Raw genomic sequence first — 21,198 nt, forward strand, 5'->3', positions numbered from 1 at the left:
GGGTATCGCTCAGTTACAGCCCTGATACTCTTTGGCCTTAAGATAATGGTCATCCTTTTGCGCAATAGCCCTTGTCAGTGCGCCTGAGGCAACTACCAGCAGCCCGTTTACAACGTGAATTTCGTTACCGTCGTCATCATAGTTCAAATTACTGGAATGGCGATTCTGTGATCGAATTTTACTTTCGTATGTACCAGTAACAAAATCGCATCCTGCCAGCATTAAATCGTGGCTGGCGCAGCCGCTAAGCAGGATTATACTGCACAGTACCACAAATCTTCTCGTGACCTTAGTCATCTTCCAATCCTTGAAGTGTGTTGACGTTGTTCTTGATACTCTACCAACTGTTTTACGATTGCACAAAAACAAACGAACTGATCTACATGATAGCAAACTGTCCAAAAGTGCATTTATTGTCCTACACTGTTACTCAATTGGTTGTTCAAACTGGCAGTAAACAAGGTAATTTCTGCTTTGCAGAGTAGGTGATTACCGGTTGGGATCTTAAAAGTCTGAGGCGAATTGCGGATGATACGACCAAAGTTTAGTGCGGTCAGTGAAGCTTTGCTGGTGATTTTTGGCTTAATGCTGGTGGGGCACTTTTTCTACAAGTCGGTACTGAATGCCAGTGCCGCAGGAGTGGCCGTGTCTGAATTCCGGCAAAGTTCAGCGGCGCTTTCTAAGCCGTCTCTCGTGCAGGGCCTGTCGGCGATACCGGCCTCTGCACTTACTGCCATTAAGACTCCGGCTCCCGACCAGAGTTTGTGGTCGCAGAGTGCGAAAGACAAATTTGCCAAATTGCCACAGGGAGAGGATCCGATAGCGGTTATCTCCGTACCGAGTTTGTCGCTGGATGTGCCGGTTTACGCCGGTGCCAGTGACGACAACCTGGATCGCGGGGCTGCGTGGGTAGAATACACTGCAGATCCCCGGGAGACAGGCAACGTTGGGATTGCGGGTCACCGTGATTCCTGGTTTAGACCTTTGAAAGACATTCAGCTGGGTGATCAGCTTATTTTGCAAACACTGGAACGCACCGAGAACTTTGTTGTAACGGACATACAGGTTGTAACACCGCAAAACACCGATGTGTTGCGTGATAGCGGTGACAAGACCATAACATTAATAACCTGCTTCCCGTTTTATTTTATTGGCAGTGCACCTGAGCGCTTTGTAGTCAGCGCCAAACTGATCGACTAACCAAAGTCAGGAGACTGAAATGAAGGGTTTGTTTAAAAAACTGAGTATGGGAATGGTGGTATGGCTGAGCATGCTAAGCTGGAACGCAAATGCTCAAGTGGATTGTGGAGATGTAGAATATAACTCGGAAGTACTTGAGAATTATCCGGAGTTGGCTAATGCCTGTCAGGGTGTGGTAGCACACAATGGCAAGCTGTACACCAAAGTGTACGCCAGGATTGGGTACAAGGATTCCATGGACCGTCGTTCTGTTCGACTGGTGATGAGTGACGGTTCACTGGGCCCCCGTCATCGGATCAGGCAGCGTCCTAATTTCAGCGTAACCACTTATGACGGTGACAAAATTGACTGGGCGGATTTGGCTCCGGACCAGGACATTACTGTTTATATTCCCAATGATCGCTGGGCAATCGTGCATGTAGATATGGATGAGGCAGAGGAAGAAGTCGCAGAAGTGGTTGAGTACACCATGGTGGCAGTGGAAGAAGAGTTACCTACCACCGCTTCCAATCGTTATCTGACCCTGTATCTGGGGCTTGCTGCTCTTATGCTGGCGAGCCTGATGTGGATGCGGAGAAAGTCGCTCGGACACTAATGGGCGTTCAGCGATGCGAATCGTTGCGCTTGCCCTCAAAGTGAATACGCCCGGTTTAAGCCGGGCGTAAGCATTTGCCAACCGCGAGTGAGCAAGATGGTTTGCTCACGCTTACAGGCTGCTAGAGAAAAGAGCGAACGAAAGCCGCCAGTTCCGCATCCTGACAGTGGTCAAAGAAGCAGGTCTGGAAACGCTCGCCACTGACTGCGGTTTTGACCAGCTCGGGGTCCAGTGCTTTTAAGCCATCCAGCAAAGGTTTTGTGGTCGCCGCTTTCACGTTATTCAAAATGCCGGCGTTGGTTACCTGGGATTCCTTGCGCTCAGGCGGGTAGCCCTGGCCAGTTTCGCCGGTGAACGCTTTTTCGAAAATGTAACGGACGTTCAGTTCAGCACCCCAGCCAAAACCTTTTGCAAAGGCCAGGGAAAGAGCGTTGCCGTTATTGATTTGGGCAAACAGGTAAGCATCGGCGGGGTCGATACAGTAACCACAATTTACGCCCGGATAGGCGTTCAATGACATCAGTGCGCCCTGACCTGTGCCGCATCCGGCAACAACAAAATCCACAGCTTTGCTGTTCAGCAGCAGCGCAGCCATGATGCCCAGGTGAATGTAAGTGAGGCGGTGATCGTTGTCATCCTGCATACCGACATTGAATACATCATGACCCAGGCCACCGGCCACGTCGTTAAGTTGTTGCAAAACCACGGCATTCTTACTGGCCTGACTGAATTCGTTCATTAATGCAATTTTCATCTTTTCCCCTTGGTTTAATGGGTTTAAGCACCGACTTGCAGTGCGCAGTAGGGCCATTATAACGTCATGAGCTGATCAGTTTAAGTCAATTTCGTTCTTAATTGAGCTTTTTGGGTAAAGGCGAAACCCGCACGGGGCCAATCTTCATCGTTTGGCCTGGCGGTTTCGTCCGGGTGCCGGTGCCTTGGCTTTGCCCTTTGACCTGAACCCTTTCGGAGGCAGGCCAGTATGCTTGGTCAGCGCTCTTTCGCCCCGGCGTGCCTTTTGTGCTTTCTGCCGCTTTTCATCGGCGCTTTCTGGTGGCACAAGATGTTGCGGACCCCGGCCGATCAAATCCTCGCGGCCCATGTTTTTAAGCGCCGCGCGAATTTGCGCGAAATTTTTCGGGTCGTGGTAGCGAAGCATGGCTTTGTGCAGACGACGGTGTATTTCTCCTTTGGCCGACGGCACATGCTCGCTGTCTTTGGTTACCTTTCTGAGCGAATTCACTTCGGTGTGGTACATGGTGGTGGCTGTCGCCATTGGCGAAGGGTAGAAGTTTTGCACCTGGTCCAGCTTGAACCTGTTTTCCTTGAGCCATATGGCCAGGTTCAGCATGTCCTCGTCTGTGGTACCCGGGTGGGATGCAATAAAGTAAGGTATCAGGTACTGTTTTTTACCTGCTTCGGCAGAATATTTGTCGAACAGTTCCTTAAACCGGTAATAGCTGCCCATTCCCGGCTTCATCATTTTGGAAAGCGGCCCCTCTTCGGTGTGCTCAGGAGCAATCTTCAAATAGCCACCGGTGTGGTGTAAGGCGAGTTCCTTAACGTAATTTGGGTCTTCTACTGCCAGATCGTAACGAACACCGGACGCAATCAGAACCTTTTTAACCCCCGGCAGGTTTCTGGCCCGACGGTAAAGGTTAATGGTGGGGGTATGGTCGGTATCCATGTGCGCACAAATACTCGGATACACGCAGGAAGGGCGGCGACAGGTTGCTTCCGCCTTCGGGCTCTTGCAACGCAAACGGTACATATTTGCTGTGGGACCGCCAAGGTCGGAAATCACGCCAGTAAAGCCAGGCACAGTGTCTCTTATCTGCTCTATTTCACGGATAATAGAGTCTTCCGAGCGGCTTTGAATAATGCGCCCCTCATGCTCGGTAATCGAACAGAAGGTGCAGCCACCGTAACAACCGCGCATGATATTAATGGAAAACCGGATCATTTCGTATGCCGGAATTTTCGCATCGCCATACGCAGGGTGGGGCACGCGCTGATAAGGAAGGTCGAACACAGCGTCCATCTCTTCTGTTTCCAGCGGCATGGCCGGCGGATTGATCCAGATATGGCGATCACCGTGCCTTTGCATCAGCGCCCTGGCACATCCAGGGTTGGTTTCCTGATGCAGTATTCTGGAGGTATGGGCATACAGCGATTTATTGTCTTTTACCGTTTCATAGGCAGGCAACTTTACGTAGACATTTTCCCAGGGCTTGCGCCGTTCTGCGGGCTGCACCACAATGGGTTTGGCGTCAATGCTGCCGTTTTGCGAACTATTGTCGTCGGCTTTGTCGCAATCCGGTTCAACTTGGTACGGGCTGGGGATAGGATCAATTTTACCCGGACGATCCAACGAAGTGGAATCCACACCCTGCCACTCTTCGAGAGCCTGGCGGACAATAATGGCTGTACCGCGAACATTCCGTATTTCCTGAATCGGCTCTCCAGCTGCGAGTCGGTGGGTAATTTCCACTAACGGGCGTTCTGCGTTTCCAAACATCAGCATGTCCGCTTTGGCGTCAAACAGCACTGAGCGGCGAACTTTTTCAGACCAGTAATCGTAATGGGCGATTCGTCTCAGGCTGGCTTCGATGCCGCCAATGACAATCGGTACATCCTTAAAAGCTTCGCGACAGCGCTGGGAATAGACGGTGACCGCGCGATCAGGCCGTTTGCCGCCTTCGTTGCCTGGCGTATAGGCATCATCATGACGCAGCTTTTTATCCGCGGTATAGCGATTGATCATGGAGTCCATGTTGCCCGCAGTAACCCCAAAATACAGATTGGGCTTGCCCAGGCGCATGAAGTCGTCTTTGCTGTGCCAGTTCGGCTGGGCGATGATACCAACGCGAAAGCCGTGGGCTTCCAGTACCCGGCCAATGACGGCCATACCAAAGCTGGGGTGATCGACATAGGCGTCACCGGTCACAAGAATGACGTCGCAGCTGTCCCAGCCCAATTCATCCATTTCCTCCTTCGACATTGGGAGAAACGGGGCAGTGCCCAGACAATGGGGCCAGTATTTAGGGTAGGAAAAAAGGCCGCGTTCGGCTTTGATGGAGGCTTGCATAACAATCGGGATCCGGCGAAAAACAGCGCCGATTATACCACTGGAGGCGGTAAAGAAGCCATGTTTCGCTGCCCGCATTTGCATCGGAGGGTGGGTCTGCTGAATGTTGAAAGGCCAGCTATTACATATGAGACTCTCGTTTTTATGGGAAAGTACGCAGCCCAACACCCATTAATCCGGCAATGTGCTAGAATTATCAACCGCTTATGTTACATCACTGCATAAACCTGTTGAGGCGACCCTATGGCATATTGGTTATTTAAAACAGAGCCCGATACGTTCGGTATCGATGATTTGGCTGCTCGCTCAAATCAGACCGAACCCTGGGATGGGGTGCGTAATTACCAGGCGCGCAATTTTCTGCGCGACCAAGTTAAGGCTGATGACAAGGTTTTTATCTACCATTCAAGTTGCAAGCAGGTGGGTATTGCGGGCGTTGCCCGTGTGGTACGGGAAGGGTATCCGGATGAAACCCAGTTTGACCCTGAAAGCCCGTATTTTGACCCGAAGTCCAGCCGTGAACAGCCTCGTTGGTATCGGGTGGACGTAAAATTTGAGCAAAAATTTCCTGCTATATTGTCGCTCCAGTCTATCAAAGCCATGCCGCAAATCACCGAGTTAGGCCTGGTAAAAAAAGGCCATCGGCTTTCCATAATGCCGGTTTCGGAATCTGAGTGGCAGGTATTGCTAAATAAAGCGGTTTAGCCATGCTGGGGAGCGAGTAGCAGAACGCTGGCCGTGCCTGCAACCGTGCCATAGAGCAGCAATACCAGTACAGTGCGTTTAAGAATATAACCTTCCTGCTTCTCCAGCCCCAAAATTGAATTTACAGCGACAATGTTGTTGATGCAGACCATGTTGCCCATGGCCGCTCCAACGGATTGCATCGCGAGTATGGCAACGAGGCTTAATTCTAACTGAGCTGAAATGGATTGTTGGATCCCGGCAAAGGTGAGATTGGATATGGTTGCCGAGCCGGAGAAAAAGGTTCCCAACGCTCCCAGAAAGGGCGCAAAAAATTCCCAGTTAGCACCGGTAAGCCGGGCGAGGTGGTTGCCTATCTGGTTTACTGCTGAAGCGCTATCGCCCAGCATCATTAGTTGAACAAAGACCAGAGCGCCCAGCAGAGCGAAGAATGGGCCAGCCATCTTTTGTTTGGTGTGAACCAGTGCTTCCTTCGCAGAACCTTGCCTGTGCAACCACAATGTGGCCAGTGCGATCACCACAAACGGCAGCAGGGAAGGCACATACAAAATACTGTGCTGCCAGCTTTGTGGTGTCTGGAAAATGTGATTCAGGCTAACCACCAGCGAGGCACTGATTTTCAGCTCACCCAATTGCCCCAAACTGAAGGCCCAGGCAGGTTCATTGCTCAGCAGTAAGGGCTTTATACCCAGCTCCTGAACCCTTGTTGCAATCAGCATTAACACCGTAGCCCAAAGAGGGAAGGTTGCTTTAAGCACAGTAGCAGGAGTAATCGCTTGTGCGCTTTCGGGATCCTTTGGGGTGTTCTTCTGCAAGCCAATATTGTGTTTGGCCAAAACTATGCTGCATACCAGACCAATTAATCCCCCCAACAGGGAGGGAAACTCGGTACTGAATTTACTGAGTAACAGGTACGGGAGCGTACAGGAAAAGGTCGACAACAAAATAAATGTAAGGTTTTGCCAAATCAACTTCCGGCTGCTGACAACCAGAGCCAGGCCCGCAACCACCACAAAAGGTGCCGCTATCGTATTTACAAGGGCCGCCTGCCAGGCTATTTCAGCCAGTTCAGCCGGGCTCAGACTGATCACCGAAAGGCCAAACCAGATGGGGGTGCCTACTGCACCAAAGGTAACAGGTACGGTATTGAATATCAGGCAGGCAATCGCAACCCGAATGGCAGGAAACCCCAAACTGAAAAGTATGGGAGCGGCAATGGCAGCGGGAGTGCCAAAGCCACTTGCGCCCTCAATTAAAAACGCAAAAGCCCAGCCGATTATCATCAATTGGGCTATCGGGTTGGTGCTGACATGGTTGAGGCCCGTTCGAATTACATTCAGTGCGCCGGATGTCTCCATGCATCTGAACAGAAAGATGGCTCCGGCAATAATGCACACCGGAGTGAGTGCCAAAAGAAGCCCCTTTACGACGGTCGCGTGTACCAGGTTCGCGTCGTGCTGATACACAATCAGCATGATGAAATAGACCAGCATTGCGATCAACGGCAGGGCCTTGCTGGCGCTCATGCTGTCGGATTTTCCCATCAGATAAACAAGCAGTACTATGGGGATATAAGCGAAGATAAGTTCTGGCATACAAGTGCGGAAGGAGTGGTATTTTTTCTTAAGTATACAGAATGGCGTGCCGCTGTGAAGCAGCACCAGGCAGCCTTTATTCAGGCTGTTTGTTAAGTAGAGATACTGGGATGAGATTCGAATGGTGTTAGGCGGGCAACCATCGCTTTCCATGAGTCAGTGAATATTGTTGAGTATTGTCCGGCTGAAGCCAGAATCGATAGGGGCCCGAGTTTACAAAAAAATAATACTGGAAGGGGCCGCATCTCACCCTCGCACAGGTTTGGTGATAACCGGTAAGTTTCGAACCCGTAATTCAGGCGTTAATTTTACCGTTGATGCATTTGGAATGGACTTTGGTGGTACCTTTGGAACTCCGAATACGAGGTTTCTGAGTGTGCATGTATCGAGCGGCCTGTTGTGATCACAATGACCTGGCCTCCATTGTCTAATATATGAAGCTTGCTGCATACGTATTCAGTTAATTTCAACATAGTCTTGTTTCATTTCTGCTGCTTATATTTAACAAGAAAATAACTGTCGCACTTTCAAAACGAATGGAATCAGTGTGCTGAAAACTGGAACATTACTTTTTTCCGGGTTTTTGATGGAATGGACGATTTCGCCAGAATGTGCTGCTGTACGAATTTAATGAGATCCAATGTGACCCAAAAGGATAGTTCTTTGAGGAACGGCTCTCAGGTAAAAAACAATGAAATCAGCATTTAAACACTTGATCACCGTCACCTTGCTTGCTTTTTTCTCAACCGCATACGGTGAGGAAGAACCCGGCCCACTGCATGTGGCATCTCCGGTTTGGCAGGATCAGATTATTTACTTTTTGATGATTGACCGGTTTAACGACGGTAACCCTGAAAACAATGACCAAGGCGTTGGTGTTTATAAAGCAGGGTCCCGGAGTCAGTACAATGGAGGTGATCTGCAGGGGGTGAAGGATAAGCTCGACTACATCCAGGCGCTGGGGGCTACTGCGGTTTGGACCACGCCTCAGGTTGCAAACCAGTGGTGGGACCCAATTGCCCAGTACTGGGGTTACCATGGTTATTGGGCGCGGGATTTTAAAGCGGTCGATGAACATTATGGAACATTGCAGGACTACCAGGCCTTGGCCAGGGCTTTACACCGCCGGGGGATGTATCTGGTGCAGGACGTCGTGGTAAATCATACCGGTAACTTCTTTTACTACGACGGCCCCTATGATCCGGTACAGCCAGAGAAAAATGTAAAGTTTAATGCAGGCTCATTGCCCACCGCAAAACCCACCCAGTTTCCCTTAAACCTCAACAATGTGACGGACCCGCAACAAAAAGCGCTGAGTATATTTAATTGGACTCCGCAAATTTACGATACTGGCCACCGCATTCAGGAAACCCAGTACCAACTGTCCGGGCTCGACGACATGAACACTCGCAATCCGTTGGTGCGAGAATTTTTGAAAGACAGCTTTGGTTACTGGATCCAGCAAGCGGGTGTGGATGCGTTCAGAGTTGATACGGCCAAGTACGTTGAAGAAAACTTCTATGAAGATTTTATCTACAGCAGCAATGGCATAAAAGCGACGGCCAAACAGACCGGCCGCAATGACTTCCTCATTTTTGGTGAATTTTTCGAAATGTCGTTGCCGATGGAAGACAGGGCCGAGCAGAAAATTAGCCGGTATTTGGGGGATGACAACAGCCCCAGGGTCGATTCACCGATTGGATTTCCGCTTTATCAGGAAATCCAAAATCTATTTATTACCGGCAGGCCGACCTCCCACATGACCTATCGGCTAGGTGCAGCTATGCGTTTGTATAAAAACCCATATACAGCGGTCAATTTTATCGACAATCATGATGTAGAACGTTTCGTGGTAAATGGCACCCTGGATGGATTCAAACAGGCCTATGCCCTGATGATGACGATACCCGGAATACCTGCAATTTATCAGGGTGATGAACAGTTGCACAGGTTACAACGCCAGGCAATGTTCGCCGGAGGTTACGGCTCATCAGAAAGTCAGTTCGATGAAAACGCAGATATGTACCAGTATATTCGTGAATTGGCTTACATGCGCCTGAGTAACAAAGTTCTGACCCGAGGGCGATTGGAGGTGATACAGGATAACCAGTTTGGACCTGGGATTTTTGCGTACCGTCGCGATTACGAAGGGGAGTCTGCCTACATCATCTTAAACACCGCGGACGAGACGGCATTGCTGACTAATCTGGAAACCGGTTATCTCAACAACGACGAATTTAGTGTACTCTTCAGACATAACTATGAGGGTGACCTCAAGTTGAGTCCGGAAGGTCGAATCACCACGCAATTACCCGCCCGCTCAGTAATTGTATTGAAAGGGAAATCCGTGAGCGTCAGTGGTGGCAATTCAGGCTCGAAAAGTATTTCCATTGATCCGGTACAGGCGTTGTACAGCAACGTAAACCAGGTTGTGATTACTGGCCGTTCTTCTGCTATCAATACCCGGCTGCTGGCGATTCAGGACGGCAACTTCGCCGGTGCTGTGCCCATTCAAACAGATGTAAATGGCCAGTGGCAAGTCAGTATTCCGGCAAACGGGCTAGGCAGCGATCATCACTCATTGCAAGTTTACTGGCCAGAAACCAACCTTGTTTCAGGCGAGGTTCATTTTGAGGTGAGCTCCAATATTGTGGATGTTCAGGCTGAAAAATCTGACCCTGAAGGTGATGACAAAGGGCCCAACGGAAACTACCAGCACCCGGGATACCAGCAAGGCGAATGTTACATGGATCTGCTTGGCGCCAAAGCTGAGGCCGGGGGTAATAACCTGCTGCTGACATTGAAAATGTGCGACATTTCAACGGTATGGGCCCCCGCGAATGGCTTCGACCACCTCGCCCTGAACATTCATATGGATTTACCGGACAGGCAGGGCAGCCAATGGCTTCCCAAGCTAAGCAGTACAATGATTGAGGGTAAAGACTGGGATATAAACCACAGTGCATTTGGCTGGGGTAACTTGGTGTTTACTGCAGAGAACGTTAGTCAAGAACGGGAAGGTGAGCTACTAACCTATAGCCCGGACATTTCGGTAGATAAAGACAAAAAGCTGATACACATCCGCTATGAAGGTTCCCGGCTGGGGGTTAAAAGCTGGAAAGGCAGCACTCTGTATATAACAACCTGGGATAAAGACGAGGGCTGGCATTATCGCCAGATTAATTCAGAACCATCCCGCTGGCATTTTGCTTCCAAAAGCGCCGTTTCCTCCCAGGAACTGCCGAAAATAGCAGACAGTATGGTGCTTAATCTGGAGTAAATTGGATATCTTTGGTGCTGCTTGATTTGAACTTAGTCGGCTTGATTTTCACTCCACCAGAGCGTGAAAGTTAAACAGGTCTGTCGCCCGAATCACACACCTGAACCTAAAACGATAACATGGAAACCTTGCCATAGGCCGGAGAAAATACGCCAATGAAACCACGTAAACATGGTCTGTGTCTGTCAATTTTGATATTTTTCGCCGTGGCAGGAAGCAATGGTTGTGGTGTTGTCAGCGATAATGAAAAAGTCACAAAAGCTGGTGCCTGCTCTGAGTCAACCAACGGATGCGTTGACGGCCGGTTGCTTCACGTCCCGTCACCGGACTGGCGGGACCAGATTATATACTTCCTGATGATTGACCGTTTCAACGACGGCGATCCTTTACGCAATGATCAAGGCTATGGCCTTTACGACCCGAGTAAAGAAAGCCACTACAGTGGTGGTGACCTTCAGGGGGTAATAGACCAACTGGATTATATTCAAAATATTGGTGCGACCACTTTATGGACAACGCCTCCCGTTGCCAATCAATGGTGGAATGAAGCGCAGGGTTATGGTGGCTTTCATGGATACTGGCCTATCGACCACAGAAAAATTGATGAACATTTTGGCGATTTGGAGACTTACAAAAACCTCTCTCACGAGCTGCACAACCGGGGTATGTACTTGATCCACGACGTTGTAATCAACCATACGGGTAACTATTTTGATTACAACAACGAATACGATCCCAATGACCCCAGTGTAGGGTTTGAATTTGTCAGTAACTCTGTTCCTCCTTCAGCGCCTACCATGCCGCCTCTGCATATGAATAATGCCAACAACCCGGAGCACGTGAAGGCAGGAATTTATCACTGGACACCATTGATTGTTGATCTCGACGACCCGGTGCAGGAATCGACTTATCAAATGGGGCGGCTGGATGACATTAACACCTCGAATCCACAGGTGCGTAAAGCGTTTAAAGATGTGTACAATTACTGGATAACAGAAACCGGGGTGGATGCTTATCGAATCGATACGGTGAAATACGTTGAGCATGATTTTTGGAACGATTTCTTTCACGCCGATGACGGCATTCTGCAAACCGCATTGGCAACAGGAAGAGACAATTTCCTCACGTTTGGTGAAGTGAAAGATGTGTCTAAGCCAATGTCCGATCTTGCCGAGAGAAAGTTACTCAGTTACCTGGGGAGCGAAGCGAAACCCGAATTGTCTTCAGCCATCGGCTTTCCCCTGCACGAGGAACTCGGTCGCATCTTTGCGGGAGGCCGCCCAACCAGTTGGTTGACCTTCCGTGTCAACGCACATCTCACTGTTTACCCAAATCCGTATATTGTTCCCAATTTTATTGATAACCACGATACGCCACGGTTTCCCGGTAGTGAGGTGGCAATGAAGCAGGCGCTGGCGCTGATTTTTACCATCCCCGGAATTCCCGTGATTTATCAGGGGAATGAGCAAAATCATGTAGACTCTCGCCAGGCCATGTTCGCGGGTGGGTATCTGACCGATGCCGACCAGTTTAATCAGCAATCCGAACTGTACCAATTCATTCAGGCCTTAGCCCAACTTCGCCAGAGCAACAAGATATTCAGCCGGGGTTCTATGGAGCTATTGCAAGATAACCCCACAGGAGCCGGCATTTTTGCCTACAAACGTTCATACAATGACGAGCAGGCTTTTGTCATCATGAATACGGCTGAACACGCTACTTTATTGAATCGCATGCCCACGGGTTTGCCTTCCGGCCAGGTGTTGGAGCCAATCTTCAGGCACGGTAACAATACCAGTGCGCTGGTGGTTGGGCCGGATGGTTTTCTTATCGCAGAAGTACCTGCAAGGGGAGTACTGATACTGAAAGCAGCAGGTCAATCCAGCGCACAGGTGAATACCCCACACAGAATTCGTGTTGATCAGGATTACAGTGCGCAAACACTCAAAGAGAGTGCCATATTAAGCGGCTCTGTCAGCAAACCGAATGGTACATTGGCTTTGGTTATTGACGGTAACCTTGAGAATTCGATCAGCGTTACTGCCGATGAAAACGGAAACTGGCAAACCCTTCTGCCTGCTGTTGACCTGGGTTTCCGGCAACGGTTCTTTGAAATGTATTCCGCTGAACTCAATGTAACCAGTGAACGTCAGCAATACAGTGAAAGCATCGAGCTTGCGAATTGGGATGTACGTTTTAGCGATCCGCTCAACGATGACCATGGGCGCACAGGAAAGCTATTTCCGCCTACCGAATCTACCTTTGGTAAACAAATGGACATCGAAGCGGTGCAAGCCCGCAGTGCCGGCGACACCCTGCTGTTAGACATTACCATGCACGAACTTACTGATATGTGGGTTGCGTCGAATCACTTGGATCACGTTGCCTTCACCATCTTTCTGGATTTTCCGGGTAGTGAAGGGATCACGCCATTGTCTTTGTTACAGGCGGACGCTCCTGAAAATTTCAAATGGGATTTTTCTCATGTGCTCTACGGCTGGGGGAATTTCCTATTTAGCAGTGACGGCGCCAGTGCCGAACAGCCAGGACGGAAGCTGGGATCAGCGCCCGATATCAAAGTGGACAAGGGAAAGCGTACCATTACGATTGAATACAGCGCCAGGGCGCTTGGCCAGAACAAATGGGCGGGATCAAAAATCTACATTACCACCTGGGACAGAGCGGGAGAGGGCGGCATCCGTACCCTATCACCTGAGGGAGCTGCGTGGGAATTTGGCGGGGGGGAGCCAAACGAGCCTTTGATTCTGGATGAGCTACTGATTGAGCTACCAAACCAATGAATATGGAACGCCAGATTTTAGGGCCGCTTTTCTACAGTTTAGTGACACCATATCGTGACACTGCACACCAGTAGCCCAAATTAAAAAGGCGTAACTCATTGATTTAACGAGTTACTCCCCCGAATTTGGTGGAGCTGGCGGGTGCTCCACTCATTACTGTCTATTAGCCCTACAGCTCAATCATAACGCGTGTCATTGGCTTAAATTGGTTATAGTGTGTACCAGTTTGTGTACCAACTCAAGCCTGATGAAGACTCAATGCGTTGCTCATGACCTTCTCTAGGCCTTAATCGCAGCGTATGCGGCTGTAACTGGACCTGATCAGAAAAATCAGAAATATTCTGATAAACAACCCTTAAGCGTTTCATATTGTCACTGTAATTTCATCGGGTTCATGGTGTTAATGTGACCTTGGTTGTTCAGTAAAATCTTCGCGTGCAGGGTTTTCGCTACGAGTAGCAAGCCACAACACAATTAAACCGAACAGCGCAGAAAACACCGACGCAGATAATATTCCTAACTTGACAGCATTAATGTGTTCGGCACTAAAGGCTAGGTTGGCAATAAACATAGCCATGGTAAAACCAATGCCTGCCAACATGCCGCCTCCTGCGATCATAAGCCAGGGCAAGTCCGGTGGCAGCAACGCTAACTTTAAGCGTACGGCAAGCCAGCTAAACAAACATATTCCTACGGGTTTGCCCAGCACAAACCCAATGAAAACCGCCATACCAATAGACACTGGGAAGTCTGCCATCGTCAACGGGATGCCGGCATTAGCGAATGCAAATAGCGGCATGACAACAAAACCGACCCAGGGATGCATCATCAACTCTAGTCGCTCAACTGGCGAAAGCGCTTCTCGGGCAGCCGCTTCTGCGGTTTTCAGCACTTTGCGGTCAATACTGTTAGCGGCCCAACGCTCACCAGGTGGAGAGGCCACCACAGAATCCATAATATTGTGCAAGCGATCATCACTCACCCACTTATTGGTAGGAGTCATCAATCCCAGGATCACACCGGTTACTGTGGGATGAATACCTGACGCATCGACCAGCAGCCAAATGGCGCCACCTGCAATGAAAAACAAAGCAATGCTGCGAATTCCGAGCAGTGACATAGCTTTAATCATGACAAAGCCTGACAGCGCAGTAACAATATAAAAAAGATCAAGTTGCTTACCATAACCCAATGCCACGACAAGAATGGCTCCCAGATCATCCACAATGGCCAGCGACAACATAAAAACGCGTAAACTTTTTGGAATGCGCTTGCCCAGCAACGCTAGACAACCAATAACAAAAGCAGTATCCGTTGCCATGACCGTGCCCCAACCATGCTGTCCCACTTCACCAAATTGGAAGAGCAGGTAGATACCAGCAGGAACAATCATTCCGCCTAATGCTGCTGAGACAGATAACATGGCCAGGCGCGGTTTACGCAATTCTCCCAGCACTAATTCCCGTTTTAGTTCCAGCGCTATCAGGAAGAAAAAAAGGGTCATGACGGCGTCGTTTATCCAGGCACGCAAAGAGCGTTCAAATTCAACATCACCCAAATTGATAGCAATTGAAGTACTCCACAACGCCGCAAAGTCCGAACCTAATGGAGAATTAGCCAGATAAAGTGCTAACAGCGTAAAAAACAACAGCACAAGTCCGGCGGCCGCTTCAATTTTAAAAAAACGGCCAAGGGGATGACTTAACCAGTCGATGGGCGACTGAGGTAATTGCGATGCATCCCCTCTGTTATCTGCAACTAACCGATTAGTTAGTTTTCTTATCCTCATCGTGGGCAGGCTCCTGAGTCATTTTCGACTTTCTATTTCTTTGCATGTATACCCATGCAAAGTTAATCGCATCCTATAGCTTGCGATATTGGTAACGATTAAAGTGATAGATAATTTCAGTTGAACTGGTAATCCCAAAAGTTTCCATCATCCGTTTGTCTTCTTCATTCATTCTGTTGCTCCTCGAAATGTGACCTGCGATGTTCGAATCATTGAAAACTACCATCAACGCCTAATCATTAGCTCGGTGGTATCCGCGAATTCGTGCCGACGTTGTTTGATTTCTTTTTCTGCTTTGCCGCGCGTTTTTCCTTGGGTGTCAGAATAGGGGGTTTCTTGCTGTCTTTTTTAGTGCTTCTGCCTTTGCTCATGATAGGTACTCGCGCTGTTAGTGGTGCGAAGAAGGGAGCCGATGTCGTATCATCAACCCATTAGGTAAACATTATTTTTTCTCAAATTCCGGGGCTTTTAGGTACTTGAAAAGATCGCTTTCCGTGGACAACATCAGGGTTGTTCTACTGTCTATTACGGAAGGATAAGCTGCCATGGTCCGGGTAAATTCATAGAACTTTACTGCTTCCGCACTCTGGTTATAAGAATTCGAATATATCTCCGCAGCTATGGCGTCAGCCTGGCCGCGAATTTCTTCTACTTGTTGATACGCTTCCGACTGAATTTTATTCAGATCGCGTACCCGGTTACCGCGAATTCTTGCAGCTTCGCCATGACCTTCTGAAAGAAAACGCTCCGCTATTTGTCGCCGTTCACTGACCATTCTGTCGTAGATTTTTGGCCGCACGCTGGCGTTGTAGTTAATCCTTTTAAAGCGAATGTCCAGCAGTTCAATGCCGAATACTTTGACCTTGTCTGCGGCCGAATTAAAAATTTCCAGTTCGACCACCTTGCGCCCTTTGTTGATCGGCACCAGGGTTCCCATATTCAGTATTTTTTCGGCATCGGTAAGCAGTTCGTCGCGTTGCGGAACACGATCTTTGGTCGTACGGATAATTTCTATCAGTTCGTGTTTGGCTACCGCATTACGGGTCTCACTACCGAGTATGTCATCCAGCCTGGATTGCGCACTGCGTTCATCACGCAAGCGTAAAAAATATTGCAGCGGATCGATAATTCGCCAGCGGGCAAATAAATCCACCGAGATATACAGCTTATCTTTGGTAGGCATATCAGAAGGGTTGCCGTCCCATTCCAGCACCCGTTTTTCAATGGGATTAACTTGCTGAATAAACGGCACCTTGACCTGCAAACCGGCTGTTACAATCGGCTCTCCCACAGGCTTGCCAAACTGGGTAACAATGACCTGCTCTACCTCTCCCACTGTGTATAAAGCGCTGTTTACTACCACCGCCAGAACCGCAATTAATATGATGCTGGTAGCCGATAGGAGCTTGATTTTATTCATGGCTGGTAACCTGTTGATTATCAATATTCAGAAGCGGCAATATGCCCTGAGAATCGGCATCCAGAATAAATTTCCTACTGACTTTTGGCATCACCTGTTGCATGGTTTCAAGATAAATGCGCCGACGCGTTACCTCCGGTGCTTTCATATATTCAGTGAATAACGCATTGAATCGGGCAGCATCACCTTTGGCTTCGTTAATGCGTTTGAGGCGGTATCCATCGGCCTCCCGGATGCGTTGGTCTTTTTCACCTTCTGCCAGCGGAATCACTTTGTTGTAGTCGCGTCGCGCTTCGTTGATCAGTTTTTCTTTTTCCTGCTGTGCCTGATTGACTTCGTTAAAGGATTCCTGAACCGGTTTGGGCGGATTGATGTTTTTTAACTGCACCTGATCAATGCTGATGCCCATGGCATATTTGCTTGATGTGGCCTGCATTTTTATCAGCGCTTCAGATTCAATTTCCTGACGGCCGATAGTGATGACTTCATCCACTGTACGGTCACCGACCACTTCACGCATGACCGATTCAGATACATAGCGCAGAGTTTCTCTGGGCTCTCTGACCTCGAACAGAAATTTAACCGGATCGGATATACGGTATTGCACCACCCACTCGACCAGTGCCGCATTCAAATCGCCGGTAACCATTTGTGTTTCGCGCTGAGCATCGTTAACACGAGGGCTTTGCATCGGGTCATTGGCATTCGGTGTGGTAAATCCAAACTCCTGTTTGAGTTGTCTTTTTACCGGAACAATCTGAGTGGTATCGATACCAAAAGGAAAGCGAAAGTGCAGGCCTGGTGGCACATCGCTGACATACTTACCAAACCGTTGCACCACGGCCACAGAATCACTGGGGACGGTATAGATTGCGCTCCACAGCATGGCTGCTGCCACAAAGATAAACAAAAGGATAAACAACGCCGGAGGGCTGCCACCGGGTAACAGTGTTTTAGCTCGCTTCGAAATTTGCTTAACAAGCTGGTCTAAATCAGGAGGAGACGCATTACCTCTCCACGGATTTCCCGGGGGGGCGTTATCGTTGTCTTGCGGCATAATGGTTGCCTCTGGGTATTTGATCGTTATTGGCTACAAGGCTTCCAATGGCGATTGTGGCCGGATTATCATCACGACATTCATATGGTAAGGCGATAAAGTCAGTCAGGGCTAATAGGATTCCAGTCTGTCGGTTTCACTCTTCACCACGGCGTAACACTCACAGCAAAGCGCCTCTAATTTTTCTCTGTTGATCACCGTAATGTGACCGCGCCGGTATGTAATCACACCAAGTTTTTGCAGCTTGCCAGCGGCTTCAGTTACGCCCTCACGTCTGACCCCCAGCATGTTGGCAATCAGTTCCTGAGTCATGGTCAGATTGTTGCCTGATAAACGATCAAGAGACAGCAACAGCCATCGACAGAGTTGCTGATCTATTGAATGATGTCGGTTACACACGGCGGTTTGCGCCATCTGGGCAATAAGCGCCTGTGTGTAGCGAAGCAACACCATGCGAATCGCCTGGTTACTATTAAATTCGCTGCGTAACTCCGAAGCAGGTAACCGGTAGGCGAACCCGGCACTTTGCACAATGGCGCAATTAGGGGTACTTTCTCCGCCCATAAACACGGCAATGCCGACCAATCCTTCATTACCTACTACGGATATTTCAGCTGACGAACCATCGGCCATAATAGACAGCAGCGATACAATACTGTCGGTTGGAAAATACACCGTAGATACACTCTCCCCGGCATCATAGATGACTTCTCCAAGCGCTAACTCAACTAATTTGAGTTGAGGAAATAGCCTGCTTTTGCTGTCTTCCGGTAATGCTTTAAGCAATTTATTTTCAGTTGGATGTGTCATATAGCGTTACTTGTCTTATTTCAGATTTCCTTAACCAGGCATTTCATACTCGACTGTCAATATTTGGTATCGATGTGATCGCTGAATTGATTCCCTTGAGTTCATGCGGCTAAAAACTCGGGATCAACGACTTGGAACATTCAGGTCGTGCAGATACACCAATGCTTTTGGCCAATGCCGATTAACACTGTTGCGGTGATGACCTGACTCACTTTGCTGCCTACCACAGCGCCTATCAAGAAAAGGAATTTTGTACACAGGCAATAATCTGCAATGCAGAAAAGTATTGCCATTATTGGCAATGGCGATGAAACAATAATGGTTGGTCAGCGGTGCAACAGCTCTGACGTTGCCACTCCATGCTACGTTCAATTTTGGCTGAATATTGATTATTTTCATCTTTACTCGCCAGCCATTATGGCGGGCCTCTGTTGGTGATGAGAAGATTGCCAGCGTAACCTGACTATTGGCTTGTGTATGTTCGGTAGCAAACATAAGCGGGAAGAATAACCATTCGCTCCTCATCTGCATAAGGTAGCGAACAGCCAGAGATGATTTGACTGTAGTGTTTTTCGCGGTTGGCAGAAAACGACAGACTGTGAAGTATAACAAACAGAATTCCTGCGAATTTTACTTAAGATTTGTCAAGCCACGCCACCCTGATTGATTCACAAGTGGCAATTTAAGCAACTAGAAGGACGTTCAATGCTAATTCAACCGGGTTGGAAATTTTAGCTAACCCGCCACCACATGCACTGGATAAATTTACGGCACTACCTGTCACCGGAAAAAGGCGGATATCACAGTGACTAACACAGTTTTGAATAGTCAGCTTTCAAGCGTCCTTACCAGCAGTGACGTACGCTATAAAAAAGACCACAAACCAGCCAAATTAAAGGAATTGTTGATAGACGCTATAAGCGACAATACCCTATATGTTGCAGTGATCTCCTTTGGCAGTTTTTGGGGTAAGGGCGAAAACCTTTCCGCAATTCCATGGAACGCAATGGGCTTCAACAATACCAGTAATGGTTTTTTAGGCTGAATCATTGATGCCGTTAACCATCAGTCTCTGCTCTGAGGTTTTTCTTGTGGATGTTGAGCGCCGCCACATAACATTGACATGAAGCGTGTTTAAGACCCGATCTGGAGAGTACGTTAATTTGCCCGCGGCTATAACTGATTAATCCCGCCCGCTGAAATGCCCCTGCGGCAATAGTCACCGCGCTGCGACGTACGCCAAGCATCCTGGCCAGATACTGATGGGTTAAATAAAACTGACTGGCGTGCGCCCTGTCCTGCGTCATCAACAACCAGCGGGCCAACCGTTGCGGCACCTCATGCGAACAATTACAAGCACCGGTCAGTGACAGTTGTTGTATTAAAACATACAGATAACTGTGTATCACATTTCGTAACGGCAAACTGGCTTTCAAACGCTGGCGAAATGATCTTGCATTCATCCGTAACGCCTTTCCTGTCCCCTGAACTATTGACTGCATTGGCGCATTTCGTTTGCCCAGTGCCAGCGTGGCACCCAACATCCCTTCACTGCCGATTAAGCCCAGTTCTACTGACCGTTCACCAGACATCTCCATTAACACCGAAATGAATCCGGTTAGCGGGAAATAGACATTTTCTATGGGGGCATCAGTAGCGTTGAGTACTTGCCCAAACTCGAGTTCCACAGGTGTAGAGTGGCTCAATAACCATTTACGTTGCGTATTCGCCAGGCAATTTATTAGGTCGTTAGTTACCGGTAGGGTTGGTACTGCGGACACTTACTCTCCGACAATCGAAAAAAGGATGGCGACTAACAAGGGATTACTTCTACTTATTTAGAATAACCTTATCTTATTAAACAATGGCCATCAGTACGTTAAATAATGGCGAGCTAATTCGCGACTCCAGACCTTTACTTTCTGGTATTCGGTGACCGTGCAATTGCAACTGCATTCCCTCAGGAGATCAGCCGTTTGATGTGCAAACTTACAGCCATTCATTGCGCTATTTTGATTTCCTCAGGCAATGAGTATTCAACCTGTTACTGCGCGAACTGGCGTTTCAATAATCCCTCAAAATCAGCCCGACTAAAGTTGTGTTCACAGAATAGAATTCGCCTAACACATTAAAAAAAACCCAGGTTACCCTGGGGAAAAGCATGTGCGAATCAAATGCATTATGGAATCAAAAAGGATCTGGATTAACTCGACCAAAGCACTTTATGTCACCATAGCAATAACCTGTATGGTTATTTCTGTTGCTCTTTCTTTTGATCATGCTGAGTCTGTTGTTTTTGAGGCCCATTCCCTGGTGCAGCTCTCTTTTCCTGGTCAGGTTTTGTGTCTTTAGTGGGATTTTGCATAAGTACCTCTGTTTTCTCACTGCCGGCCAGATTGCCGTTAGTGGAGATAGCAATATACTGCTTTGCTTTTCTGTGTTCCGTGCGCTGGCACACACTAAACCCATTAAATTTCCTTATTCGCCAGAAATACGTTGATTTCATCGTCAGTGTGGCTCTTTTTATTGGGGGCCGGTCAAACAGCCGCGCAGCTTTTTCTGTCCAGTGAAGGCCGTAGGCCTGAACGATGTTTGAGCGCTTTGTTAGGCGATTTTAGCTATTAACTTTTAATGATTTGGTAATCCTCCCATTTTTAACTGACGCTAAAAGTAGAAGTTAAGCTGCCATCAAAGGTGGTTTTCCACCGTTGGCTTTGTGTGGTCGTTCGTAATTGTAAAACCACAGCCACTTCGTTGCATAGTCCTGCACCTCTTCGATTGATTCGAACAGGTGCTTACTGACCCAGCTGTAACGCATTGTTCGGTTGTGACGTTCGATGTATGCGTTTTGCTGAGGC

The 21,198-nt window shown here is 48.5% G+C and carries 19 protein-coding genes; 6 read left to right on the forward strand and 13 right to left on the reverse strand.

Annotation, left to right across the window (positions count from 1 at the left end; all coding sequences use genetic code 11):
- Positions 1-9: 9 nt before the first annotated feature.
- Complete coding sequence (locus DXV75_RS13915) at positions 10-297, reverse strand: hypothetical protein (RefSeq protein ID WP_115594034.1); 288 nt, start codon at positions 295-297, stop codon at positions 10-12.
- Between the two features lie 231 nt (positions 298-528).
- On the opposite strand from DXV75_RS13915, the gene DXV75_RS13920 reads away from it, so the two are divergent.
- A complete protein-coding gene (locus DXV75_RS13920; protein ID WP_115594035.1) occupies positions 529-1,200 on the forward strand; it encodes a class D sortase in 672 nt (223 codons plus the stop codon).
- Between the two features lie 19 nt (positions 1,201-1,219).
- A complete protein-coding gene (locus DXV75_RS13925; RefSeq protein ID WP_115594036.1) occupies positions 1,220-1,795 on the forward strand; it encodes a hypothetical protein in 576 nt (191 codons plus the stop codon).
- 121 nt (positions 1,796-1,916) lie between these two features.
- Here the strand turns inward: DXV75_RS13925 and DXV75_RS13930 are convergent, their stop codons facing one another.
- A complete protein-coding gene (locus DXV75_RS13930; protein WP_115594037.1) occupies positions 1,917-2,549 on the reverse strand; it encodes an RpiB/LacA/LacB family sugar-phosphate isomerase in 633 nt (210 codons plus the stop codon).
- A 144-nt stretch (positions 2,550-2,693) separates the two neighbouring features.
- Positions 2,694-4,883 carry a YgiQ family radical SAM protein gene (locus tag DXV75_RS13935; protein WP_115594056.1) on the reverse strand — a complete coding sequence of 730 codons (2,190 nt, stop codon included), beginning with the start codon at positions 4,881-4,883 and terminating at the stop codon, positions 2,694-2,696.
- A 243-nt stretch (positions 4,884-5,126) separates the two neighbouring features.
- On the opposite strand from DXV75_RS13935, the gene DXV75_RS13940 reads away from it, so the two are divergent.
- Positions 5,127-5,588 (forward strand): EVE domain-containing protein, encoded by a 462-nt coding sequence (locus tag DXV75_RS13940; protein WP_115594038.1) that lies wholly within the window; start codon positions 5,127-5,129, stop codon positions 5,586-5,588.
- On the opposite strand, the gene DXV75_RS13945 is transcribed toward DXV75_RS13940, so the two are convergent.
- Positions 5,585-7,183, reverse strand: coding sequence for an L-lactate permease (locus DXV75_RS13945; RefSeq protein WP_115594039.1), 1,599 nt, complete (start codon positions 7,181-7,183; stop codon positions 5,585-5,587). The genes DXV75_RS13940 and DXV75_RS13945 overlap by 4 nt on opposite strands.
- A 691-nt stretch (positions 7,184-7,874) precedes the next feature.
- Here DXV75_RS13945 and DXV75_RS13950 point away from each other — a divergent pair.
- Both DXV75_RS13950 and DXV75_RS13955 read left to right on the forward strand, forming a co-directional pair.
- On the forward strand, positions 7,875-10,463 hold the full coding sequence (locus DXV75_RS13950) for an alpha-amylase family glycosyl hydrolase (protein ID WP_115594040.1): 2,589 nt from the start codon (positions 7,875-7,877) through the stop codon (positions 10,461-10,463).
- A 155-nt stretch (positions 10,464-10,618) separates the two neighbouring features.
- Entirely contained in the window at positions 10,619-13,264 is a 2,646-nt protein-coding gene (locus DXV75_RS13955) for an alpha-amylase family glycosyl hydrolase (protein WP_115594041.1), read from the forward strand.
- Positions 13,265-13,473: 209 nt separating this feature from the next.
- On the opposite strand, the gene DXV75_RS17280 is transcribed toward DXV75_RS13955, so the two are convergent.
- From DXV75_RS17280 to DXV75_RS17065, 6 genes are all read right to left on the reverse strand, one after another.
- A complete protein-coding gene (locus DXV75_RS17280; RefSeq protein WP_115594042.1) occupies positions 13,474-13,632 on the reverse strand; it encodes a transglutaminase N-terminal domain-containing protein in 159 nt (52 codons plus the stop codon).
- A gap of 32 nt (positions 13,633-13,664) precedes the next feature.
- Positions 13,665-15,053, reverse strand: coding sequence for a Na+/H+ antiporter NhaA (gene nhaA / locus DXV75_RS13965; RefSeq protein ID WP_115594043.1), 1,389 nt, complete (start codon positions 15,051-15,053; stop codon positions 13,665-13,667).
- Between the two features lie 442 nt (positions 15,054-15,495).
- Positions 15,496-16,473 (reverse strand): protease modulator HflC, encoded by a 978-nt coding sequence (hflC, locus tag DXV75_RS13970; protein WP_115594044.1) that lies wholly within the window; start codon positions 16,471-16,473, stop codon positions 15,496-15,498.
- Positions 16,466-17,530: an FtsH protease activity modulator HflK gene (hflK, locus tag DXV75_RS13975; RefSeq protein ID WP_115594045.1), complete on the reverse strand. Its 1,065-nt coding sequence runs from the start codon at positions 17,528-17,530 to the stop codon at positions 16,466-16,468. The genes hflC and hflK overlap by 8 nt, the downstream gene beginning before the upstream one ends.
- 111 nt (positions 17,531-17,641) lie before the next feature.
- Positions 17,642-18,340: a Crp/Fnr family transcriptional regulator gene (locus DXV75_RS13980; RefSeq protein WP_115594046.1), complete on the reverse strand. Its 699-nt coding sequence runs from the start codon at positions 18,338-18,340 to the stop codon at positions 17,642-17,644.
- Between the two features lie 123 nt (positions 18,341-18,463).
- Positions 18,464-18,952 (reverse strand): hypothetical protein, encoded by a 489-nt coding sequence (locus DXV75_RS17065; RefSeq protein WP_147291835.1) that lies wholly within the window; start codon positions 18,950-18,952, stop codon positions 18,464-18,466.
- A 193-nt stretch (positions 18,953-19,145) separates the two neighbouring features.
- Between DXV75_RS17065 and DXV75_RS13985 the strand changes: the two genes are divergently transcribed.
- Positions 19,146-19,385 (forward strand): hypothetical protein, encoded by a 240-nt coding sequence (locus tag DXV75_RS13985; protein ID WP_115594047.1) that lies wholly within the window; start codon positions 19,146-19,148, stop codon positions 19,383-19,385.
- Between the two features lie 13 nt (positions 19,386-19,398).
- On the opposite strand, the gene DXV75_RS13990 is transcribed toward DXV75_RS13985, so the two are convergent.
- From DXV75_RS13990 to DXV75_RS14000, 3 genes are all read right to left on the reverse strand, one after another.
- The gene (locus DXV75_RS13990; RefSeq protein WP_115594048.1) at positions 19,399-20,121 is read right to left on the reverse strand and encodes a Crp/Fnr family transcriptional regulator; all 723 of its coding nucleotides are present in this window, start codon (positions 20,119-20,121) and stop codon (positions 19,399-19,401) included.
- Between the two features lie 470 nt (positions 20,122-20,591).
- Entirely contained in the window at positions 20,592-20,846 is a 255-nt protein-coding gene (locus tag DXV75_RS13995; RefSeq protein ID WP_115594049.1) for a hypothetical protein, read from the reverse strand.
- Positions 20,847-21,017: 171 nt separating this feature from the next.
- The coding region (locus DXV75_RS14000) for an integrase core domain-containing protein (protein ID WP_147291836.1) at positions 21,018-21,198 on the reverse strand (181 nt) is incomplete at its 5' end.

Origin of the sequence: Alteromonas aestuariivivens (assembly GCF_003367475.1) — a bacterium.
Classification (GTDB): Bacteria; Pseudomonadota; Gammaproteobacteria; order Enterobacterales; family Alteromonadaceae; genus Alteromonas; species Alteromonas aestuariivivens.

Excerpts from the sequence above, each read along its gene's own strand:
- DXV75_RS13915 (WP_115594034.1), bottom strand. The coding sequence starts at position 297 with ATGACTAAGGTCACGAGAAGATTTGTGGTACTGTGCAGTATAATCCTG.
- DXV75_RS13920 (WP_115594035.1), top strand. The coding sequence starts at position 529 with ATGATACGACCAAAGTTTAGTGCGGTCAGTGAAGCTTTGCTGGTGATT.
- DXV75_RS13925 (WP_115594036.1), top strand. The coding sequence starts at position 1,220 with ATGAAGGGTTTGTTTAAAAAACTGAGTATGGGAATGGTGGTATGGCTG.
- DXV75_RS13930 (WP_115594037.1), bottom strand. The coding sequence starts at position 2,549 with ATGAAAATTGCATTAATGAACGAATTCAGTCAGGCCAGTAAGAATGCC.
- DXV75_RS13935 (WP_115594056.1), bottom strand. The coding sequence starts at position 4,883 with ATGCAAGCCTCCATCAAAGCCGAACGCGGCCTTTTTTCCTACCCTAAA.
- DXV75_RS13940 (WP_115594038.1), top strand. The coding sequence starts at position 5,127 with ATGGCATATTGGTTATTTAAAACAGAGCCCGATACGTTCGGTATCGAT.
- DXV75_RS13945 (WP_115594039.1), bottom strand. The coding sequence starts at position 7,183 with ATGCCAGAACTTATCTTCGCTTATATCCCCATAGTACTGCTTGTTTAT.
- DXV75_RS13950 (WP_115594040.1), top strand. The coding sequence starts at position 7,875 with ATGAAATCAGCATTTAAACACTTGATCACCGTCACCTTGCTTGCTTTT.
- DXV75_RS13955 (WP_115594041.1), top strand. The coding sequence starts at position 10,619 with ATGAAACCACGTAAACATGGTCTGTGTCTGTCAATTTTGATATTTTTC.
- DXV75_RS17280 (WP_115594042.1), bottom strand. The coding sequence starts at position 13,632 with ATGAAACGCTTAAGGGTTGTTTATCAGAATATTTCTGATTTTTCTGAT.
- nhaA (WP_115594043.1), bottom strand. The coding sequence starts at position 15,053 with ATGAGGATAAGAAAACTAACTAATCGGTTAGTTGCAGATAACAGAGGG.
- hflC (WP_115594044.1), bottom strand. The coding sequence starts at position 16,473 with ATGAATAAAATCAAGCTCCTATCGGCTACCAGCATCATATTAATTGCG.
- hflK (WP_115594045.1), bottom strand. The coding sequence starts at position 17,530 with ATGCCGCAAGACAACGATAACGCCCCCCCGGGAAATCCGTGGAGAGGT.
- DXV75_RS13980 (WP_115594046.1), bottom strand. The coding sequence starts at position 18,340 with ATGACACATCCAACTGAAAATAAATTGCTTAAAGCATTACCGGAAGAC.
- DXV75_RS13995 (WP_115594049.1), bottom strand. The coding sequence starts at position 20,846 with ATGAAATCAACGTATTTCTGGCGAATAAGGAAATTTAATGGGTTTAGT.